The 19296-nt window shown below is 41.1% G+C and carries 24 protein-coding genes; 4 read left to right on the top strand and 20 right to left on the bottom strand.

Annotated elements, in window-relative coordinates; all coding sequences use genetic code 11:
- Positions 1–42 precede the first annotated feature (42 nt).
- The 7 genes from OCV67_RS10005 to OCV67_RS09975 form a co-directional block, all read right to left on the bottom strand.
- On the bottom strand, positions 43–255 hold the full coding sequence (locus OCV67_RS10005) for a hypothetical protein (protein WP_147643842.1): 213 nt from the start codon (positions 253–255) through the stop codon (positions 43–45).
- 467 nt (positions 256–722) lie between these two features.
- Positions 723–932 carry a response regulator gene (locus OCV67_RS10000; RefSeq protein ID WP_178085088.1) on the bottom strand — a complete coding sequence of 70 codons (210 nt, stop codon included), beginning with the start codon at positions 930–932 and terminating at the stop codon, positions 723–725.
- A gap of 184 nt (positions 933–1116) precedes the next feature.
- Positions 1117–1617, bottom strand: coding sequence for a hypothetical protein (locus OCV67_RS09995; RefSeq protein WP_147643840.1), 501 nt, complete (start codon positions 1615–1617; stop codon positions 1117–1119).
- A gap of 16 nt (positions 1618–1633) precedes the next feature.
- Entirely contained in the window at positions 1634–1918 is a 285-nt protein-coding gene (locus tag OCV67_RS09990; RefSeq protein ID WP_147643839.1) for a hypothetical protein, read from the bottom strand.
- 5 nt (positions 1919–1923) lie between these two features.
- Entirely contained in the window at positions 1924–2694 is a 771-nt protein-coding gene (locus OCV67_RS09985) for an ABC transporter permease (protein WP_147643838.1), read from the bottom strand.
- Entirely contained in the window at positions 2691–3413 is a 723-nt protein-coding gene (locus tag OCV67_RS09980; protein ID WP_147643837.1) for an ABC transporter permease, read from the bottom strand. Before OCV67_RS09980 ends, OCV67_RS09985 begins: the two co-directional genes overlap by 4 nt.
- Positions 3410–4165: an ABC transporter ATP-binding protein gene (locus OCV67_RS09975; RefSeq protein WP_147643836.1), complete on the bottom strand. Its 756-nt coding sequence runs from the start codon at positions 4163–4165 to the stop codon at positions 3410–3412. The genes OCV67_RS09980 and OCV67_RS09975 overlap by 4 nt, the downstream gene beginning before the upstream one ends.
- A gap of 155 nt (positions 4166–4320) precedes the next feature.
- On the opposite strand from OCV67_RS09975, the gene OCV67_RS09970 reads away from it, so the two are divergent.
- On the top strand, positions 4321–5025 hold the full coding sequence (locus OCV67_RS09970) for a response regulator transcription factor (protein ID WP_147643835.1): 705 nt from the start codon (positions 4321–4323) through the stop codon (positions 5023–5025).
- A 1-nt stretch (position 5026) separates the two neighbouring features.
- Positions 5027–6421 carry a sensor histidine kinase gene (locus OCV67_RS09965; RefSeq protein ID WP_147643834.1) on the top strand — a complete coding sequence of 465 codons (1395 nt, stop codon included), beginning with the start codon at positions 5027–5029 and terminating at the stop codon, positions 6419–6421.
- A 46-nt stretch (positions 6422–6467) separates the two neighbouring features.
- Here the strand turns inward: OCV67_RS09965 and OCV67_RS09960 are convergent, their stop codons facing one another.
- From OCV67_RS09960 to OCV67_RS09945, 4 genes are all read right to left on the bottom strand, one after another.
- Positions 6468–8042 carry a hypothetical protein gene (locus OCV67_RS09960; RefSeq protein WP_147643833.1) on the bottom strand — a complete coding sequence of 525 codons (1575 nt, stop codon included), beginning with the start codon at positions 8040–8042 and terminating at the stop codon, positions 6468–6470.
- Positions 8032–8757, bottom strand: a complete 726-nt coding sequence (locus tag OCV67_RS09955) for an ABC transporter ATP-binding protein (RefSeq protein ID WP_147643832.1) — start codon at positions 8755–8757, stop codon at positions 8032–8034. The genes OCV67_RS09960 and OCV67_RS09955 overlap by 11 nt, the downstream gene beginning before the upstream one ends.
- Positions 8758–8771: 14 nt before the next feature.
- Complete coding sequence (locus OCV67_RS09950; protein ID WP_147643831.1) at positions 8772–8978, bottom strand: DUF1648 domain-containing protein; 207 nt, start codon at positions 8976–8978, stop codon at positions 8772–8774.
- A 131-nt stretch (positions 8979–9109) separates the two neighbouring features.
- Positions 9110–9649: a helix-turn-helix domain-containing protein gene (locus OCV67_RS09945; protein ID WP_147643830.1), complete on the bottom strand. Its 540-nt coding sequence runs from the start codon at positions 9647–9649 to the stop codon at positions 9110–9112.
- 86 nt (positions 9650–9735) lie between these two features.
- On the opposite strand from OCV67_RS09945, the gene OCV67_RS09940 reads away from it, so the two are divergent.
- On the top strand, positions 9736–9891 hold the full coding sequence (locus OCV67_RS09940; protein WP_178085087.1) for a hypothetical protein: 156 nt from the start codon (positions 9736–9738) through the stop codon (positions 9889–9891).
- 112 nt (positions 9892–10003) lie between these two features.
- Here the strand turns inward: OCV67_RS09940 and OCV67_RS09935 are convergent, their stop codons facing one another.
- The 5 genes from OCV67_RS09935 to OCV67_RS09915 all read right to left on the bottom strand — a co-directional run bounded on the left by OCV67_RS09935 (position 10004) and on the right by OCV67_RS09915 (position 14942).
- On the bottom strand, positions 10004–10558 hold the full coding sequence (locus tag OCV67_RS09935; protein WP_147643829.1) for a hypothetical protein: 555 nt from the start codon (positions 10556–10558) through the stop codon (positions 10004–10006).
- A 33-nt stretch (positions 10559–10591) separates the two neighbouring features.
- Positions 10592–12403 (bottom strand): ABC transporter permease, encoded by a 1812-nt coding sequence (locus OCV67_RS09930; protein ID WP_147643846.1) that lies wholly within the window; start codon positions 12401–12403, stop codon positions 10592–10594.
- A gap of 11 nt (positions 12404–12414) precedes the next feature.
- Complete coding sequence (locus OCV67_RS09925) at positions 12415–13098, bottom strand: ABC transporter ATP-binding protein (RefSeq protein ID WP_147643828.1); 684 nt, start codon at positions 13096–13098, stop codon at positions 12415–12417.
- 123 nt (positions 13099–13221) lie between these two features.
- Positions 13222–14247, bottom strand: coding sequence for a sensor histidine kinase (locus OCV67_RS09920; RefSeq protein ID WP_147643827.1), 1026 nt, complete (start codon positions 14245–14247; stop codon positions 13222–13224).
- Between the two features lie 8 nt (positions 14248–14255).
- Positions 14256–14942, bottom strand: coding sequence for a response regulator transcription factor (locus OCV67_RS09915; protein WP_147643826.1), 687 nt, complete (start codon positions 14940–14942; stop codon positions 14256–14258).
- Positions 14943–15432: 490 nt separating this feature from the next.
- On the opposite strand from OCV67_RS09915, the gene OCV67_RS13730 reads away from it, so the two are divergent.
- Positions 15433–15624, top strand: a complete 192-nt coding sequence (locus tag OCV67_RS13730) for a transposase (protein ID WP_147643825.1) — start codon at positions 15433–15435, stop codon at positions 15622–15624.
- On the opposite strand, the gene OCV67_RS09910 is transcribed toward OCV67_RS13730, so the two are convergent.
- The 4 genes from OCV67_RS09910 to OCV67_RS09895 all read right to left on the bottom strand — a co-directional run bounded on the left by OCV67_RS09910 (position 15557) and on the right by OCV67_RS09895 (position 19045).
- Positions 15557–16270: a zinc-ribbon domain-containing protein gene (locus tag OCV67_RS09910; protein WP_262644510.1), complete on the bottom strand. Its 714-nt coding sequence runs from the start codon at positions 16268–16270 to the stop codon at positions 15557–15559. The genes OCV67_RS13730 and OCV67_RS09910 overlap by 68 nt on opposite strands.
- A 142-nt stretch (positions 16271–16412) precedes the next feature.
- Positions 16413–16925, bottom strand: coding sequence for a GNAT family N-acetyltransferase (locus OCV67_RS09905; protein WP_147643824.1), 513 nt, complete (start codon positions 16923–16925; stop codon positions 16413–16415).
- 591 nt (positions 16926–17516) lie between these two features.
- Positions 17517–18764: a tyrosine-type recombinase/integrase gene (locus tag OCV67_RS09900; RefSeq protein ID WP_147643823.1), complete on the bottom strand. Its 1248-nt coding sequence runs from the start codon at positions 18762–18764 to the stop codon at positions 17517–17519.
- 86 nt (positions 18765–18850) lie between these two features.
- Positions 18851–19045: an excisionase gene (locus OCV67_RS09895; RefSeq protein ID WP_178085086.1), complete on the bottom strand. Its 195-nt coding sequence runs from the start codon at positions 19043–19045 to the stop codon at positions 18851–18853.
- Positions 19046–19296 lie beyond the last annotated feature (251 nt).

Below are 19296 nucleotides of genomic sequence, written 5' to 3'. Positions count from 1 at the left end.
TATACTTGGTGTTTTCCATGTGTTTCTCTCCTTTTTTTATTATTATACCATCTTTCGCTTTTTGCTGTCCACTTTTTTAGTATAGCACCATACATCTTTCAATATATTATTATCGGGATCATAGACCGTATCAGCCATATCCTCGAATATTCTGCCATAATAGGTGTAACCAAGCCTTGTCAGATGAACAAGCGCAGGCATCTGAACACGAGTCATCTCATTAAAAAGGCTTTTGCCGTTACTTGCTTTTTTCATAGATACACTACTTTCTGCTAAATGCTTTATCTTAGCAATCAGCAAATATACTCCATAATATTATGCAACATTTTGCACAAATAGTCAATGATTCGATACGTGAATTTTTAAACATTTCACCGATATAGGCAAAAAAATAAGGCTACTGCACATACAGTAGCCTTATTTTGTTTTCATGATTGTTTTTCATCTCCTATTCGTATTTAGAAACAATGATATCAGATACTTATTTTTCAAACGTCTCATCAGACGTGCCATCCTGATAATAAGTGTTGATGCGGCATCGGTTATTATGCTGCACCGTGGTTATCTTGTAAGCGTGTTCTCCAGACGTATAATCGTCTTCGATAATCATATCTTCGCCGTTCTCGTTGACTGCATTTAAGGGCAGTTTTTTTCCGTATTTTTTTAATGAATTCTTTGATTGTTTGATAATTCATAATATAGTTTCATCTTTCTCTTTGTATTTAGAAATAATGCAGAACAACAGGGATTAACCTGTTGGTTCCATCCTGCATATTATAATCAGAACAAATCAGATCAACAGAAGTCGTTTCCAGCTTTTTCAATGCATCGCTAACGCCAGATGATTCCAAAACCTCAAATTCTTTGCTCAACAATTTCGATAAAGCATATCTAATGGCTTTGTCATCATCTACAAGTAAAATTCTTTTCAAAATAACACCTCACTTTCTGCGTAATCATAGATTTTCATATTTGTCACACCAACTAACAATTCGATCTATAATTCTATAAATGCAATAAATAAGTATTATGAAAATGCCTGTGGGTATCAGTAATATCCCTATAAGGATACCGTCGATACCTATTACGGCATATACTACAAATTTTCTGTACTTTTTAGTTTTCTGCATCTTTGACAGTCAGTTCAAGGCTTCCGCTGAAATTTTCACCTATGAGAACAATATAATTATCGCCAGATGAAATGGTGTACTCTTTCGTATCTTCTGAATCGACATTCGTAACCGAATATTCATCGTTACCTGCAATCCAATTCAGTTCCGCACTTCCATTCTCTATGGTAAGTTTATAGGTTACTTGTAGGTGATTACCATTTTCACGCTCCAAAGCAGTTCCGCCAAAGATAAATTCTTTTCCGTTAAATCCGTCATAGGTAGCCACATAAGTACCCGTATAGGCGTCATCATCTTTCGTTTTTTCTCCCTGCAAATCTTTTTCTTTTGTCAATGCGTGCTTGCTGAAAGACTGAATCCAACTGTCCCAACCATCAATAAGATTGTCTTTAAAACTGTCTTTATCGTGATTGGAACTACAGCCCGCAAAAGAAACTGTCAAACATAAAACCAAGAGCAGGGAAATAAATGCTTTTGTTCTTTTCATAGTCTGTATGACCTCCTTACATAATTTTCGGTAAAATCATCATCCCGAATACTGCAACACCGCCAACCGCATAAAGACCATTCACAATCAAGCAAATCTTCATCAAATTGTTTTGGGCTTTTGCCTTAACATAGGAAACGATTGTAAACACACCGCTGAAAATCATAAACGCCGCATAGCAGGAAATCATAATTTCAGTAACGGGCGACTCTAACGCCCAATCGAAAGTCCGAAGCGGTAGGATTGTCCATGGCACAAAAAGCATAATCGTGCTAATAGCAGTTAAAATTTTGTTTTTCATAATAATTATCTCCTTTCAGCCTGCCCGAAACGAAGGCAGGAAAAGCTTAAAGCTAAGATTGTTATAAGGATAGCGACAGGTATCCACGGTATTAGCTCAACCTGCGCTGTATCAAGATTTGCTGCAAGTTTTCCATATTCGGATGTGATAACGAAAAACGGATACGACATGGGATAAGCAAACCATGCTTTTGTATTGATCATCAATACGGACGGTACAATCGAAGCCAATCCGATACCGATAGAAAAAATCGGTGTCTGAATACATACTGACAAAAGCCAGAAAAATGCAAGCATTGGAATTGCTGCAACAAATATCAAGCCTGCCTCCTTAAAAACAAACAACGGCTGCAAAATGAAATTATAGTTCTGCGTACTGGAGGCTATTGCTGCACCTACATAATACATACCAACTGCCATACCGATTTGGAGGGCTGCCAGCGAAAGCAAAACGACGAACTTTGCCATACAGAGCTTCGCTGTACTGATTGGCAGGGAAAGCATTTTCAAAATTCCCTTGTTTGCTCTTTCTGTTTGGCTTAAAAGAACTGTCCCGACTACCATACTTGCTGGGAACATAAACCATGACATCCCCATAAAGCCCTGAATAAAGAAATTGTTTTCCGGAGAAATTCCCTCTGCCTGCATATCAAAATTCATTTGAGCATTCAAAATGGACGGTACCCATAAGATAACTGTCGCAACAAGGAGGATCAGTAGTATTTTTGAGCGTTTAATTTTCTTAAATTCCACGCCAACAAGTGATAAAAAGCTCATTCAAACGACCTCCTCACCTTTATAAATATCAGCTCTGCAAAGGCAAGAACTACAAGCTCTGCGGCTATCGCATAGATATAATGTATTGACTGTGTTACATCGCTACTCACAAATACCTGAAAAGGCATTGCAAAGGGGAAAAGCGAAAGGGCAAAGTTAGTTGTCGGCAACATTGTTGCGGTAAACACGCAGACGACACCGATCCCAAGAGATACCCACATATTCTTGCAGGCTTCCGCAATAAGAAGTGACAGGATAATGCAGGGTAACATCAGCAAAAATGAATACCCGAAGTATTTGCACAGTTCACCGAAAAAACCATTTCCGATTTCAAACCAATGATAGGTACAAAATGTGACTGCACCTGCTTCTATTACAAGCACAAAAAGGCTCATAAAGATTGTCAAAACTGTTTTGCCTAAGAAAATGGAACTTTCTCTAATGGGCAAAGACTTCATTTTTTGCATGGCATTGTCAGCGTATTCAGTATGATATAAAAGACATGCTCCGGCTACAACGAGCAGCACATTCAGCATTGTCATCATCTGCCAATTTGCGTCAAGCAAAATTTGTATTGGGTTTCCCGGCAGATTAAGATACATTTCCGAACGGACAGCCATATTGATAACAGGAACAACTGCGGCTAAAATACCACCGCCGAAAAACGCCGGTAAAAAGCCAGTTCGTTTTGCTTTTTTACATTCCAAAGAAACGCTCATCGTACCCCACCTCTTTGTCCGTTGTCAGCATCTATCAAGGCAAGGAATGTATCCTCCAAATTATCCGTAGGGTAGCCCTGTGACGCTGCACTGAATTTAAGCTGATCGAGTGTTCCCTCAAACAGCAAATGCCCGTGATTCAGGATACCAATGGTATCAGCCATTAGTTCTATTTCGGACAGCAAATGCGACGATACCAAAACGGTACAATCAAACTTTTCAGGTAAAGAACGGATCAGCGTTCGGATTTCGTGGATACCGACAGGGTCAAGTCCGTTTGTCGGCTCATCTAAAATGAGGATTGGCGGTTTTCCAATCAAGGCGCTTGCAAGACCTAACCTCTGTTTCATTCCAAGGGAATATTTTTTTACAAGCCGCTTCTTAAATTGCGTCAGCCCCACAATTTCAAGAGCTTCCGCTACGGAGGATTTGGGAAGTCCCAATATTTTACGGATAATTTCGAGATTTTCTTCACCGCTTAGGTTTCCGTAAAAGGCGGGAGCTTCAATAAACGAGCCTATTTCTTTCAGAATTTGCACTCTGTTATCGGGATACTTTTTTCCGTCAATCGTAAACGAGCCGCTTGTCGGTTTGGTAAGCCCCAAAAACATTTTCATAGTAGTGGACTTTCCGGCTCCGTTCGGACCGAGAAAGCCATAGACAGCACCTTTCGGAATATGCAGATTGATACCTGAAACCGCTGTAAAATCCGCATACGATTTCGTTAAGTTTTGAGTTTCAATGATATTCATTGTTTTTTTGCTCCTTTCTCATCATTGCAAGTACATTATAATTTATCAACCTTGTGCTAACCTTCTCGTGTCCTTACATTTGCCTTACATTTCATCGTATATTAGAAAATGACACATTTCTATGGTATAATAAGAAATATAAAGGAGGTAGACCTATGGACTTTGATTACTTGAAGCAAAAACGCATTTTGCTTGTCGATGATGAGCAGGAGCTTTTAGATATGGTTATTTCTATCTTAAATGAGGACGGATTTCAAAATATCAAAACGGCAAAAACGGTGGCTGAAGCGATTGTTATTTCTGAAACTTACCAACCTGAGCTTGCCATTCTTGATGTAATGCTCCCTGACGGGAGTGGATTTGATCTGATGGAACGGATTAAAAAAACGGCTGATTATCCTGTGTTGTTTTTAACTGCCCGTGGCGAGGATGACGATAAATTCCGTGGCTTTGGTCTTGGTGCAGACGATTATATTGTAAAGCCGTTTTTGCCAAAAGAGCTTTTGTTTCGTGTGAGCGCCATTCTTCGCAGGAGTTATAAAGCCGATAATCCCCTTGTGAAACTACATGACAGCGAAATTGATTTTGAGCGTGCAGAGATCATAAAAAACGGAGAGTATATTCCTCTTACGGCAAAAGAACACGACATCCTCTCTGCTTTATATCGAAACGCAGGACGAATCGTTACGATCGACGCACTGTGTGAAGCAGCTTGGGGCGATAATCCTTTCGGCTATGAAAATTCGCTGATGGCACATATTCGCCGTATCAGAGAAAAAATTGAAGCGAATCCCTCCCAGCCTGTTTCTTTAATAACGGTTAAAGGACTTGGGTACAAACTCATTGTGGAGGGCAAATAATATGAAAAGCGTACCGAAACTAATCCGGCGCTTTGTCGGTATTATGCTCTTGTCCTCGGTGCTGCTCATTATTCTAAACCTTGCTTTATTGGTGATATATACGCTCAACCAAGCACCAAACAGTTCCCCTTGGATGACAGCACAAAAAGTTGCCGATAATTTGTTGCAGGATGATAATGGATATGTTTTGACCGAAGATATAGAAATTGAACTCCAAAATACGAATGGTTGGGCAATTTTTATTGATAACGCAACAATGAATGTTGTATGGCAAACGGATAATCTTCCCGAAACCGTACCTATGTCATACACCGTTTCAGATATAGCGAACCTTACCCGTGGCTATATAGACGGATACCCCACATTTACAGGCGAGGCAGAAAATGGACTTGTGGTTCTCGGTTATCCGAAAGACAGTTTTTGGAAACATATGTGGCCGAGTTGGGATTATAATTTAATTGCCAACTTGCCCAAAACGGTTCTTTCTGTTTTAGCAATCAATATAGCCTTGATTTTTATAATCTATGTGATTGCCAATTCCAAGCTGTTAAAATCCGTGAAACCGATAGTCAGCGGAATACAGGCTTTGTCTACGAATGAAGAAGTCCATCTCCGAGAAAAAGGGCTTTTATCCGAGCTTGCGGTAAACATTAACAAGACCTCAGATATTTTGCAAACGCAAAACAGACAGCTCCGCAAAAAAGAAACCGCAAGAGCAAATTGGATTGCAGGGGTATCCCACGACATACGAACACCGCTGTCAATGGTAATGGGATATGCCGGACAGTTAGAAAACGATATGCAGCTATCAGAAGATAACCGCAAAAAAGCCACGGTTATTGTACGGCAAAGTGAGCGAATGAGAAACCTAATTAACGACTTGAATCTTGCCTCCAAGCTGGAATATAATATGCAGCCAATTAACCCTAAAAAGCAAAATTTAATTGCTGTTATCCGTCAGGTTGTGGTCGATTTCATCAATATGAATATTGATGAAAAGTACACGATTGAATGGGAAACGGACGAAAACTTAACCTCCTGTCCTGTGTGTATTGATAAAGACTTAATTAAGCGAGCAGTAAGCAATCTGATTCAGAACAGCATGAATCATAATGAACAAGGCTGTCATATCTTCGTTCGTGTTATATCTGAAGATAATGTTTGTACTGTCGTTGTTGCCGATGATGGTATAGGTGCAACAGATGAACAAATTGAAAAACTGAACAATACTCCGCATTATATGGTATGCGATGAAAAAACAACTGAACAACGCCACGGTTTAGGCTTACTCATTGTTAAGCAAATCATGGCGGCTCATAACGGCAAAGTAATCATAAGTCACAGTGAATACAATGGTTTTAAGGTAGAGTTATGCCTGCCAGCGGAATCATTTTAGTGCTACCCGCAGGGAATAAAATCTCTGCGGGTAGTTTTCTCATATCTCATAAAGCTGATATTGCTTGCAGCTTCCGGTATAGCAGGAAAGAAACTGTCAATAACAAAACAGAAGTTACCGCCATGAGCAAACTGCTTATATTCCGAAAAGCAATGCAAACAAACAGAGGTATTAAACTGCTTAACATACCTGATCCCATTGTTGCCAGAACAGAAATGGCACCCCCCTTTACCGCATAATATTCACTCGTCCAGTCATACTTTGGAAATTTCACATTCATATACATTCCCAAAACGGATATGAAGCAAGCATAGACCGCCGGAACGATGAACAAAAGAACTGCCTGCAGGAAAGAAACCTCCATTTTGAAGCCTAATAAAATAGCGCTTATCAGCACAAAGGGGCAAATAACCGTCAGATTGACCGCTATTTTAGAGTTAAATATATCAATGGCCCGTACAGGAACAGAACACATGATCCAACGGTTTTTCCCCTCTAAGGACAAGGACGCGGATGTGGTAGACGTCATAGTAACAAATACCGCAATGACCAACGGAAGCACCTGCCGCACTATTTGACCAAGACCAACAATGCCGCTCTGCTGTTCCACCAGCTCAGGGCTGACGAACATCAGTAACAGAGATACAACAAGCAGCAACACCATTCCAATCGTAGAATTAAGTGCGTAAATGGTGCAGGAAAAGTATCGGTCAAATTCCCGTTTATACATGGCTCTAAGCGGAGAGGAAACCTGTAAAAGTTTTTCATCCATTTTTGCAGAAGAATGATGATGCGCCGATGTATTCATCTTCTGGTAAAAATGCGCCACTATAACTGTATAGATGACGCTGATGAAAACAGACATTCCGACGAAGGCTAAAAAGTACAGCCCATTTTGTTGTTCTACTGCTTTTGAGATAAGCGCAACCGGAGGATAGAGTTTGTTTGCCATATTAGAAAACAAAATCCCTATATTCAAAATTTCACCCGTATCCATGCTCTGCGCTTTGGCAGAAGCAGCCACGATCAACAGTACAACAAGCGTGCTTAATACCAATGAAAAGATATTTTTGTGCTTTGACCGGGAAGATACAGCAAAAATCAAAACACCAAGCCCAAGGGAAATAATCATAGGAATTACAGGCAGAAAGAAAAAGGACAGAAAAAACATAATGGTTCCGAAAATTCCCGCTTCTGCATTTATTCCATAAATTACAACAGAGGGAAGCACTACAATCATGCTTATTAAAAGGTTGGTCAGATAAACCATTGTCAACCGGCTTAATACCACTTGCGAATTTTTTACTGGAAGCGACATGACCATATCGTAATCGCGTAGCCCAGTCAGGACGCCAGAACATTTCAGAAAAGTAAGTATCAACGTGATTAACGAGCATATCAGCGTTGAAATGGTCGGAAGGATATTTACGGCCCCCATACCCGCCAGACCGACGCTGATTGTTGTACTGTATGTAATCATCAATCCCACAGCGAATATGGCAAACAGCCCCAAAGCCGCACCACGCTGCTTTTCCTTTTTATTATGGGAATGAAGAATACGGTTCATGCCAAACAGATTGTAAAGCTGCATTTTCAAAAGAAGCAAATATCTATTTTTCATGTTCCACAACCTCCATGAAAACATCCTCCAGGCTCCCGGAACCACGCACCGCTTCCATGTTTCCGCTTATGATCAATTTCCCCTGCTTGATGATAGAAACTTTATCGCATAGCTTTTCCGCAACATCCAAAACATGCGTTGAGAAGAATATGGCGCTTCCCCCACTGCACAAGTCCCTCATGATTTCTTTCAGATGAAAAGCAGCTTCAGGGTCAAGCCCCACAAAGGGTTCGTCCAATACAAGCAGCTTCGGCTCATGTAAAAAAGCTCCGATTAAAGCCAGTTTCTGTTTCATGCCATGGGAATAAGAGCTGACCAGATTTCCCAAACTGTCAGTGATACCGAAAAGCTCCGCGTACTTTCTTATCCGCTCTTCCCGATCCTTTCTGCCAACGGAAAACATATCCGCCATATAGGTCAGATATTGAATTCCCGTGACATAATCGTACAGATCTGGGTTGTCGGGAATGTAGGCGGTCAGAAGCTTGCAGGTGACCGGTTCCTGTTTTACAGAGTGTCCGGCAATCGAAATCTCGCCCTCGTCAAAGCCCATGACACCGACAACAGCCCGGATGGTTGTAGTTTTTCCGGCTCCGTTATGCCCGATAAAGCCATGAATTTCTCCGGGCATAACGGATAGGGAAAGGTTATCCACCGCTTTCTTGCCCTGGTAATATTCTTTTGTAAAATTCTTGATTTCCAATACGGATTGCATAGTAGTCCTCCCCATTATTTCATTTTGCGGCAGATTGCCCAATACAGGATAGCCGGAACAGGCACAAAGGCCAGCAAAAAATACTTACTTGCGACGCTGCTCGCTCCCTTTACTCCAAAATGCAGCGGTATCTCGTCCGGAAGAAAGAAAAACACCGCCAGCACGCCAATCAACGTGACCAAAGTAAGGACCAGCATCATGATTTTTTGTTTTTTGCTCATAGGAAAGCTCCTCTCTGTTTTATCGTTTTGAGGACAATATGACCTATATCCTCATATAGATAATATTATCATAATGATAATATAAAGTCAATAGAAATCCGCTTCCATTTTGAGGGGAAGCAGAAAATCATTTATTTTGAGTTTTCCGGCGGGGATACAATCAACCCAAGCGTCCGTAATTTCCGCCCTAATTTTGGTTCATTCTTTTCCGCAGCGTGGATTATATTTGAAATGCTTTTTATAAGTTCCGTCAATTCTTCGTCTGATAAATAAAGATGTGAAAGAGAAAAGCCCGACATGTCTTTTTTGATATTGATATTCGGAGATTTACAATATTCCCGAAATTGTTTTGCAAATCCAAGAAAATATTGCGTGAACACCTGCATATAAACTGTCCCGGAGTTTTCGGCTAATATCGCTTCAAAATCTTCATTGAAGTTAAAAGCAAGCGCATATGTTTTTTCTACTGTACCGCGTATCTGAGTTTCTTCGACCACCTTCAAAATCCCATCGCTCAGCATCTTTTTCAAATTACGATACAAAGTAGCTTGCGGAATATCTCCAAGAGTATCTGATAAATGCTTTGCAGTTACCTGTTCCTTTGAATATATTTCAAGCAGTAATTTACATTTTACCGGGTTTGTAATACACTCCATAATTTTATCCGTCATGATCGATCCTCCCACTTAAATATATGATAATATTATCATAACGATAGTAAAAAGTCAATCGACGGTTTTCTGTTGGTGCTTTCAGAATGGAAATACGAATGAAAGCCCTCAAAAAAGCTGCTATTAAGGGTGGATCAATAAAACAGCATGATCAAAAATGTTTTTGGGAAACGGCATGGCTTGCAGGCTATGCCGTTTCCCTGATATCTTTTATCTTCTTTTTAGCAGTTTTAGAATTATAAGAAAGACTATAAATCCCAATATCCATTTTATGTCAACAAAAAATATAAGTATAATAAGCGGCAAAAGCAGCAGGGACAGTAATATAAGAAGAATCAGTTTTATCATTTGGCTTTAATCTCCTTTGGGGCTGTTCTCTTCGACATTCAGAGTCAGGATTCCTGTAAAATTTTCACCCTTCAGTACAATAAAATTTTTTCCCGCATGTATGGTAAATTCATATGTGCCAGCATCGGAAACCTCTGCGATCACAAACTCGTTATCCCCTTCCATCCAGCACAGGGTTGCTTTTCCGGACTGAATGGCAAGGGAATAAGTTGCTTTTAAATCGCTCCCTTCCTGGCGTTTGAGAGATGTCCCGCCAAAAATATACTCTTCTCCGTCAAAGTCCTTATAATCAGCTTTATACGTCCCAACATAATTATCAATACCTTTTTCCCGACTTCCAACTAAATCATGGTCATTTGTTATAGAATGGGTAGCAAATGACTCTGACCATTCATTGGCTTCCTCTAAGAAGCCGTTCCACAATTCACCCAGTTCCTGGCGGATGCCATCTTCATTATCTTTCAGCTCTTTTATCATTCCGGTTCCTAAATCAGTACCGCATCCGGCAAGGGTGACTATCAGCAAGACAAACGCCGTTGCAACAATTAACTTTCGTATCATATTGCATTCTCCTTTGCACTTACATTGTTCCTTTTACAATTCATTAATTGTTTCTGTCACTGCCATATGACGCATTCTCTTGGACGGCGCGTAAATCGCAGCAAATGTCGCCGCCAGGACGAATCCTACTACAATCAGAAGCCGTGAAACGGGCAATGACCAGACGGCATAGGCAAAATGACCCTGGATCAGAATATCAAAAAGCATTTTTTCAATCAGCAGTCCCATAATGCATCCAATCACACAGCCATACAGCGCATAGGTAACCGCCTCGGCGGAAATCATTTTTGTGATCTGTCTGGTGTCCATTCCTACGGCCCGCATCGCCCCATACTGCTTTGTTCTCGCAGTTACGCTTAACGAAATACTGTTCATAATATTCAACACGGTAACCAGCGCAATGATCGCCAGAAAACCATAAACACATGATACAAATGCGACATAAGTACCCGTAGTTTTCTGATCTCTCTGATCCTTCAATACACCGTTTTCACCCAACTTATCCTGAATGGAAGCTATGTCCACATCCGTCATATCTGACGACGCCTGTACCAAAACCATATAATAACCGGTGATGCCAGTAAGGCGTGTAAAGGTTTCATCTGATACAATAACTGAGATTTTGCCATGGGAAAGTCCGTCTCCACTAAAAATATCATATTTCAACATCCCTGCTATGGTCAGATTTTCTTCCTGCAGCCGTATGGAGTCGCCAACTGCAAGGGGCGTATTCTCATCACAAATAATCAGAGCGCCATCGTTATTCCCACAGACTTTGGAAAGGTCGCTGCCTTTTTTCAGCAAATTGTCTTTTTTCAATGCTTCAAGGTCAAAATCACCGTAAGAAATCAAATCAACCGACGCCGAGATGCTTTCCTGGCCCACCTGGACCGGGACATCAAATAAACTGCGTCGCCCAAATAGATTGTCAACACCGTTACTATCCCGAACGGTATCCATGAATTCACTTGGAATACTATTACCACTGTCTGCGCTGATAATCGTGATATCCGGAGCGCTGGCAGACTGAGGGAGCAGATAACCCACAAAATCCAATAGGACAGTAAATGTCAGAAACAGAATGATACTCAGGGCAAAAGATCCGGTCATCAGGAAAAGGTTCTTTTTCCCAGATTTGGCATGATGGACCCCAAGAGCCGTGTCGATAGAAAAGAGTCCTGTCTTAACACTCCGGCGAACCTCCTTTGTTTCATTTCCGTTCCCTGAAACTGCCATGATTGGGGATACCTTGCCCGCACGTTTCGCAGGAGCCCTTGCCGCAAGCAGCACCGTGACCGTTCCCATCAGGACGCCGCTGATCATACCGATCAGGCTGATTCCAAAAAGGGGAATGGCGGTAAATTCCTCCTTGACAATAAACCTTAGAACCGCACACAGAATCCATGTGCTGACGGTTCCCAATAGAATGCCGACCGGGATCGCCGTCTTACACCAGTTAAGGGCTTCCAGTTTCACAAAGCGAGCAAGCTGTTTACGGCTCATACCGATACAGCGCATCATTCCGAAAAATTTTGTCCGCTGCGCCACCGTACTATTGATGCTACCTGAAATCATCAGCACGCCGGCAATGAGAATCAATAAAAACAGCGCTCCGGCAATCAGGAACAGATTTTGCCCCATATCCGTATCCAGAATGGTTTGAAAGGTAAATATCTGGTCGTGCTTTTCCGAAAGCCTTGCCATCTCCATACGCATGAACATATCTGCCATACTGAATATGGTAGTCACTAAGAATACGGCAAGGATAATGCATAGAAGCGTCATACGGTTCTGGCGGCGGCGCACTTTGGCAGAGATGGGAATCAGGCTCAGATAGCTTTTCATGGTATGATGTTTCATTCCACGCACCTCCCCAAATCTTCCAACACTCCGTCCGATACTTTCAAAACCCTGTCTGCGGTTTGCGCAATGGCAGGACTGTGGGTAATCATAACGATTGTTTGTTCATATTTCCTTGACGCCTCTTTTAACAGGGCAATAACTTCGCCGCTGTTCTGTGTGTCAAGATTTCCCGTAGGCTCATCGGCAAGAATCAGGGAAGGGCGGGTAATCAGGGCACGTCCGATTGCCACACGCTGCTGCTGACCTCCCGACAGTTGGCTGGGCAAATGGTTCCGCCGTTCTTTCAGATTTAGAACAGCCAACAGTTCTTCCAGATATTTTTTATCTGGCTTTTGATAGTCTAACAGCACGGGGAAAATGATGTTCTGCTCAACGGTCAGTTCCGGAATCAGGTTAAACGCCTGAAAGATAAAACCAATATTCCGGCGCCTGAAAATGGTGAGTTTGCGGTCATTCATGGAAAATATTTCTTTACCGCCAATCGTCACCTTGCCGGAAGTTGGCACGTCAAGGGCTCCAATCATATTGAGCAGTGTGCTTTTACCGGAACCGGATTCCCCTACGATTGCCACATACTCTCCCTTTGGAACGGAAAAGCTGACGTTTCTTAAAGCGTGTACCGCCGCTTCGCCGCTTCCATATGTTTTGCTGATATGATTAACTTCTAATAAATTCATTTGTAAAATGCCTCCTTTTTTTATCATCTCAAGTATAACAGAGGAATCCTACAGCAGCATTACACTTTTCCTACAATTCTGTAGGGAAAGCAAAACATAAGAGGTTCTGCATCCCGGTAAAAACTACATTAAGAAATTTATTGTGAAAACAGTACCTCTGCCCAATTCGCTTCGGACGCCTATTGTCCCGCCATGCGCCTCTACAATCATTTTTGTCAGGGACAGGCCAAGTCCGATACCTTGTGTATCTTTCGAGAAACGGCTCCGGTAAAACCGTTTAAAAATATGGTATAAATCTTCCGGATGAATACCGCTGCCATTGTCTTTTATGTCAATCTGTACACCGGAAGCAAATGCCCGCCATTCTATGGAAACCGTGTCGCCTCTCCCTGTATGGTCAAGGGCATTTTTCACAAGGTTGCTAATTGCTTCTATTATCCAGTTCCGGTCGCATAAAAAATAGATTTCCTTATCCCCCGATAAATGGATTTCCTTCTCTTCCAGCTCGGCACGGAACTGAAAATGTTTTTTGATATCCTCTGCAATCTCAGATACATTTTCCGATGATTTTTCTAATACAATCGTACCTGCGTCCAGTTTTGTAATTTTCAAAAGGTTTTGCACCAGTGTTTCGATACGGTCAAGCTCCTGCTCAGAAAGGCGGCTCAGTTCCCCAATCGCCGGCAGCTCTTTTGCTTCGTCCTGTATCAGTCCATTATAAATATTAAGGGCGGCAAGCGGCGTCTTTAACTGGTGTGATATATCCGATATGGTATTACGCAAAAATTTCTTTGCGCTTTTTTCTTTCTCCGCATGGGCATTCAAAATAGTGATCAACGAATTGACTTCATGGAACAGACGATATAATTCACCCTCATCGTTGCACGCAATAGAAGCTTCTTTGTTGCCGGCTATATATTCTGAAATCTGCCTTATGGCATTTTCCATCATTTTATGCTGATCCCTGAAATATCCATAGCAGAACAGCAGGATGGCAGCCGCCATACACAGACCGCAGATGAAGATGTAAAAGGATGCATTTTTCACTTTAAATACTGCCATCAGAGCTGAAATCAGTGTAAAACCAGCAGCACACGATAAGATACTGCCAAAAAGGATTTTGATTTTTCGGTTTATAAATAGTTTCATCTGATACCTCAATCTGCCGTATTCCATTTATAGCCCATGCCGCGTACCGTGACAATCCGTTTGGGTTCTCCCGGATGATCCTCAATCTTTGTGCGGAGCCTGCGGATATATACGGTAAGGGAATTGTTGTCTATATAGCTTTCATTACAATCCCATAACCTTCCTAAAATCTGTTCGGGGGAAAGGATCTGATCCGGGTTTTCCAGAAATAAACACAGCAGTTTATATTCACTGGCTGTCAGGTCAATCTGCCGGCCTTGTTTATAAACCTCGCCTTTCAGAAGTTTTATATTGATATCGTTAGAGTTCAATTCCGTGACAGCGGTACTGAAATTTTCGCTCCTGCGTAGCAATGCGTTAATCCTCGACAGGAATACGGCTAATTTGAATGGCTTTGTAATATAATCGTCTCCGCCAATATCAAGCCCCATAATAATATCCGTTTCTTCATCAGCCGCAGTAAGGAACATGATCGGTATTTTTGAAGTCCGGCGTATCTTCCTGCAGAAATCAAAGCCGGAGCCATCGGGAAGCGATACATCCAAAATAACCAGATCGTATTTTCCGTCAGCCCATAACGTATCCGCTTCCAATGTGGTGCGGGCAATGTCTATTTCATACCCCTGCTTTTTCAGAGCAAAAGAGAGTCCGTTAATTAAACTCAGATCATCTTCCAGTAAAAATAATCGTTTCATTTGTTATTTTTCTCCTTTTTATGATTCACAAGGTTTTTTGACTCTTTCTATTAAAAAATCCAAACCAGAATAATGCACATGATATTTTAAAGAGGAATCGCAAGCGTAGCAAAAGATAGGAACCCTCTGCGTATGTGATAATATTATCACTTTGATAGAAAAAAGTCAACTAACGACCCTCTGCTGTTCCTATTGTTTACTTTTAAAGCAGTATAACAACAGGTAAAGACAGCTACCAAGGAAAAATAACTGCCCCTAATCAAATGAGTATGGCGACCTGATTTATCTGGAAGATAGAAACCGACATTCGTCTCCGAAATCTCATAAAAGAAACTCCGACGCTCAGTATAAAAACGGGTATCGGAGTTTTTTGATTATTCATGCTTTCTGAACAGGCTGCCAGTTATTCAGTTTTTTGGTGCTATACTAAAAAAGTGGACAGCAAAAAGTGAAAGATGGTATAATAATAATAAAAAAAGGAGAGAAACACATGGAAAACACCAAGTATACAGAGGAATTCAAGCAAAGCATAGTAAGCTTGTATGAATCCGGAAAAAGCAGTACGCAGATATGCAAAGAATACGGAATGAGCAGTTCCACGCTGCATAAATGGATCAAAAAATATACAAAAGTCCAGGTTTCAGAAAATTGGACCATTCATCTGCAAGCTGCGAGTGGGTAGTGGCAAAATCATTAAAACCTTTCAACAGAATTTGTCCGCTGCAATAGGGACATTTACTGCCGCCGGAGCGAGTGGAAATCAGCGTGTGCCACTCGTTGCCGCACTTCTTACATTTCCACCACGCCTTATGGTTGGCAAACGCTGTAACCTGATTAGGCAGCAAGGGAGCGTTCTTTTCCGACCATTCCTCCGCTATCTCCGGCATTTGTGAAGCAAGGTCATTGAAGCCTTCTAAGATTGCATTGTGTGAGCAATACGGACAGCCTGTGCCGCTTATCGCTCTGCTTTTAACAGTAGCTATCCACTCGTGACCGCATTTTCCTTTCCAAATCACTTTCTTATGAGAGCCGACCGTTAACATTGTTGGCTTTAAGTCTTTGTTTTTTCTAGACCACTCTGCCGCAAGCTCCGGCTTTACCGTCGCCAAATCATTTATACCCTCCACGACTCTTGCGCCTGAACAGATGAGACATTTTTCGCCGCTGGATCGAGCCTTAACGCTTGTCTGCCACTCGTGACCGCAGGCAGCTTTCCACCATACCAGCTTATTTGAACCATATGTAATCTTGTCCGGCGTTAAAGGCAGGTTCTTCTCCGACCATTCCGAAACCAGCTCAGGGTGGACTGCCGATAAACTGTTATTCATACCAAAACCTCCACTTCTTCTCTGATTAAATTATATGAAGTTTCGGCTTTTATTTGTAGTTTGCGAATGTATATGGAAACAGAAAAAGCCCTTTGAGAAAAGATTTCTTCTCTCTCAAAGGGCTTGATAAACTGGATTTTTATTAACGCATTTGTTTTTCAAACTCAAACATTCCCTCGTTGCCATCACCAACAAAATCATCCGGGGTGTCAGGCATAGGGTGCTTCTCATTGAAAAACTCCGTGATATGAAAGCCACAGACATTCACATAAAAATGAATGTTACGCCTATCAAAGTAAGGCGTACAGGTTTCCCATACTTTTGTGTTCGGATATATCTGCTCCAATTCAAACCATATCTTTTTTCCAATCCCCTTGCCCTGAATTCCGTTTTTTACAAACAGTAGGTCAAGATGGTTGTGTTGTGTATTCTCATTTATGACAACAACAGCACCACCCACCATTTCTCCGTCAACAACGGCTTTATAGGCGGCAGCACCCTCGGCATTAAGCGACTGTTCAATGTCCTTCTCAGGCAAAATGACGGCATCTGTTTTCCCGAATACATCTTCAAATCCCTTTTGAAAGGCTTCCTGCATATCCGACTTATATTGCTTTATTTCTTCCGGTTCTACCGGAACTAATTGAAATGACATCTTATATCTCCTCAAAATTTTGAATTTAACGGCTCCATATCATTGTAAATTCTTTTTCTGCTGTATTATCATCTATACCTTCGGATTGAATTTTAAATTTCTCTCTCAGGTAAAATCAGCTTCTTCTGAAAATGGGCAATCCCGCTATAGGACTGCCCATTCATACTATAAATTATGCGATTTTTTTGCCTCTGCACATTTTCCTGCACCGATTGGTGTAAGGTGTAAGATTTTCGGCTTCGTCGAACCTCGCAAACCCGCATAAATACGGGCTTTTTAGCCTTTTTCGCTCGGTAAAGGTTTCATCGTCGGGATTTCAAAAATATTAAATTCACATCTCTGCTCAAGTGCATAAAAGCCTTTTTTTCAGGGGGTTTTTATAAGCTTGTAAAAATATAATTCTTTACAGATTTTTATGAATCTTGTTTCGATTGGCTTAAGTTTAGGCGTAAGTGGCTTAAGCCGTTAAACCCGATGAACCCTTAAGAAATTCGTCTTTTTCAGGGGGTTTTTATAAGCTTGTAAAAATATAATTCTTTACAGATTTTTATGAATCTTGTTTCGATTGGCTTAAGTTTAGGCGTAAGTGGCTTAAGCCGTTAAACCCGATGAACCCTTAAGAAATTCGTCTAATTCTTTAAATTCATTTTTCTTGTGTTCGTTTGTTACGTCAGCATAAATACCCAGTGTTGTCGAAATATCCGCATGTCCGAGAGCGTCCTGAACCACTTTAACGTCAACGCCAGCTTCTACCATTCTGGTTGTAAACGTGTGTCTAAGCGTATGACATGAGAAATTCGGGAGCAGTACAGGATTTTTTTCTTCACGTAAAAGCACTTCGTCATTGCAGTCTCTTATAATGCGTTTTATTGCTTTATTCAGAGTTCCCTGATGCTGAACGTTTCCAAATCTGTTCACAAAGATAAAATCCGTGTATCCGTCGATTTCTGAGACGCATTTAATGTTCATCGTTTCCTGATAACTACGTTCGTCCATAAATGCTTTTTTCACAAAATCCAGCATGGGTACTGAACGTTTGCCTGCCTCGGTTTTCGGCGAATGCACATTAAAATAGCAGCCGTTTTCGGCATGATTATAGTAAACAAGCGTATGCGTAACATTTATTACGGAGTTTTCCAAATCAATGTCGCACCACCTTAGTCCCGTAACCTCGCCTACACGCAGTCCTGTGCCGAGCATGACTGCAAATATCGGATACCAGTGACTATACGTATGATTTTTTCTGAGAAAATTCAAAAACAAGTCCTGCTCTTTGACCGTCAAAGCTCGTCTCTTTTCCGTCTTGAAAATATGAGACTGCTTTAGTTCTTTAAGCACGTTATCCGCAACGTTATTTCTGAGAAGACAATCGTCAACAGCTAGTGTTAATACCTGATGTAATACTGTATGAACGCCGTCAATCGTAGAAGCCTGTAACCCGCGTTCGTCTGCCAAGTAATTATAAAAGCGTTTAACATCGCTTTTCTTTAATGCAGATATGCGTTTTTGGCCTAAGTTATTGTAAACGAAGGTCTTATACAGATACTTGTAATTACAAAACGTATTGTCTTTAAGACCGCGTTTCAACTCTATCCACATCTCGTAAACATCGTTGACGGTCATTGTCCTTGCTTCGGACTTTACGCCATCTATCCGGTCTTTGAGAATGTCTTGCTCTTTTTCTCTCAATTCGTCGAGAGTTTTGGCATAAACGCTCTTTCGCCCGCCTGTCTTGTCAGTCCACCTATATTGGTAAGTACCGTTAGGTCTTTCAATTTCGCCTTTGCGAAGAACTACTCTGTTTTTATCTTTTCTCTTTGTATGTCCTTTTTCTGCCATGTAAAATACTCCTTTCATAAACAGAAAAAGGGGCATTGTTCTAATGTGATAATTATATCAGATTGCCGCCCCTTTGTCAAGAATTATCAAATCGAATAAGCTTTTGCGATGTATTCGTCCAACAGCCTGCGCTTTATCAGTCGTTTGCTTCCTATCCAGAGGACAAAAGGACAATTTTCCTTATTGGTCATAGTTCTCAGTTTGTTGATTCCTATGCCTGAATATGCCGCCGCTTCTTCCAAAGTCAAATTTGATTTTTCCCAAATCGGAACTGTTTTCATAATTTATCAGCCTTTCTTTTATATTAATTTCTGATATTGATGTTTTTTATTGACCAAAGTCTGATTTTTCTTATTTCATAGCTGTAAAGTATCAACCCTCTTTTTTTATAATTTCAGAAAATTTCTTTTCCTGCTATTTATTTTATCAAAAAAGACCGGCTGTGCCAAGTCGATATTTACGTTCAAAACACAAAAATCCTTTCCGATTCTCCATAAAAACAGTTCATTTATGAGACTTTTTTTATTTACAT

The sequence above is a fragment of the Porcipelethomonas ammoniilytica genome (assembly GCF_025567485.1).
GTDB lineage: Bacteria > Bacillota > Clostridia > Oscillospirales > Ruminococcaceae > Porcipelethomonas > Porcipelethomonas ammoniilytica.
Note: the sequence above shows the minus strand (reverse complement) of the source record. Positions and strands in the feature narration are given on the sequence as shown.

What these genes read in the sequence shown, in the direction of transcription:
- OCV67_RS10005 (WP_147643842.1), bottom strand. Translation starts at nt 255, where the DNA reads ATGAAAAAAGCAAGTAACGGCAAAAGCCTTTTTAATGAGATGACTCGT.
- OCV67_RS09995 (WP_147643840.1), bottom strand. Translation starts at nt 1,617, where the DNA reads ATGAAAAGAACAAAAGCATTTATTTCCCTGCTCTTGGTTTTATGTTTG.
- OCV67_RS09990 (WP_147643839.1), bottom strand. Translation starts at nt 1,918, where the DNA reads ATGAAAAACAAAATTTTAACTGCTATTAGCACGATTATGCTTTTTGTG.
- OCV67_RS09985 (WP_147643838.1), bottom strand. Translation starts at nt 2,694, where the DNA reads ATGAGCTTTTTATCACTTGTTGGCGTGGAATTTAAGAAAATTAAACGC.
- OCV67_RS09980 (WP_147643837.1), bottom strand. Translation starts at nt 3,413, where the DNA reads ATGAGCGTTTCTTTGGAATGTAAAAAAGCAAAACGAACTGGCTTTTTA.
- OCV67_RS09975 (WP_147643836.1), bottom strand. Translation starts at nt 4,165, where the DNA reads ATGAATATCATTGAAACTCAAAACTTAACGAAATCGTATGCGGATTTT.
- OCV67_RS09970 (WP_147643835.1), top strand. Translation starts at nt 4,321, where the DNA reads ATGGACTTTGATTACTTGAAGCAAAAACGCATTTTGCTTGTCGATGAT.
- OCV67_RS09965 (WP_147643834.1), top strand. Translation starts at nt 5,027, where the DNA reads ATGAAAAGCGTACCGAAACTAATCCGGCGCTTTGTCGGTATTATGCTC.
- OCV67_RS09960 (WP_147643833.1), bottom strand. Translation starts at nt 8,042, where the DNA reads ATGAAAAATAGATATTTGCTTCTTTTGAAAATGCAGCTTTACAATCTG.
- OCV67_RS09955 (WP_147643832.1), bottom strand. Translation starts at nt 8,757, where the DNA reads ATGCAATCCGTATTGGAAATCAAGAATTTTACAAAAGAATATTACCAG.
- OCV67_RS09950 (WP_147643831.1), bottom strand. Translation starts at nt 8,978, where the DNA reads ATGAGCAAAAAACAAAAAATCATGATGCTGGTCCTTACTTTGGTCACG.
- OCV67_RS09945 (WP_147643830.1), bottom strand. Translation starts at nt 9,649, where the DNA reads ATGACGGATAAAATTATGGAGTGTATTACAAACCCGGTAAAATGTAAA.
- OCV67_RS09940 (WP_178085087.1), top strand. Translation starts at nt 9,736, where the DNA reads ATGGAAATACGAATGAAAGCCCTCAAAAAAGCTGCTATTAAGGGTGGA.
- OCV67_RS09935 (WP_147643829.1), bottom strand. Translation starts at nt 10,558, where the DNA reads ATGATACGAAAGTTAATTGTTGCAACGGCGTTTGTCTTGCTGATAGTC.
- OCV67_RS09930 (WP_147643846.1), bottom strand. Translation starts at nt 12,403, where the DNA reads ATGAAAAGCTATCTGAGCCTGATTCCCATCTCTGCCAAAGTGCGCCGC.
- OCV67_RS09925 (WP_147643828.1), bottom strand. Translation starts at nt 13,098, where the DNA reads ATGAATTTATTAGAAGTTAATCATATCAGCAAAACATATGGAAGCGGC.
- OCV67_RS09920 (WP_147643827.1), bottom strand. Translation starts at nt 14,247, where the DNA reads ATGAAACTATTTATAAACCGAAAAATCAAAATCCTTTTTGGCAGTATC.
- OCV67_RS09915 (WP_147643826.1), bottom strand. Translation starts at nt 14,942, where the DNA reads ATGAAACGATTATTTTTACTGGAAGATGATCTGAGTTTAATTAACGGA.
- OCV67_RS13730 (WP_147643825.1), top strand. Translation starts at nt 15,433, where the DNA reads ATGGAAAACACCAAGTATACAGAGGAATTCAAGCAAAGCATAGTAAGC.
- OCV67_RS09910 (WP_262644510.1), bottom strand. Translation starts at nt 16,270, where the DNA reads ATGAATAACAGTTTATCGGCAGTCCACCCTGAGCTGGTTTCGGAATGG.
- OCV67_RS09905 (WP_147643824.1), bottom strand. Translation starts at nt 16,925, where the DNA reads ATGTCATTTCAATTAGTTCCGGTAGAACCGGAAGAAATAAAGCAATAT.
- OCV67_RS09900 (WP_147643823.1), bottom strand. Translation starts at nt 18,764, where the DNA reads ATGGCAGAAAAAGGACATACAAAGAGAAAAGATAAAAACAGAGTAGTT.
- OCV67_RS09895 (WP_178085086.1), bottom strand. Translation starts at nt 19,045, where the DNA reads ATGAAAACAGTTCCGATTTGGGAAAAATCAAATTTGACTTTGGAAGAA.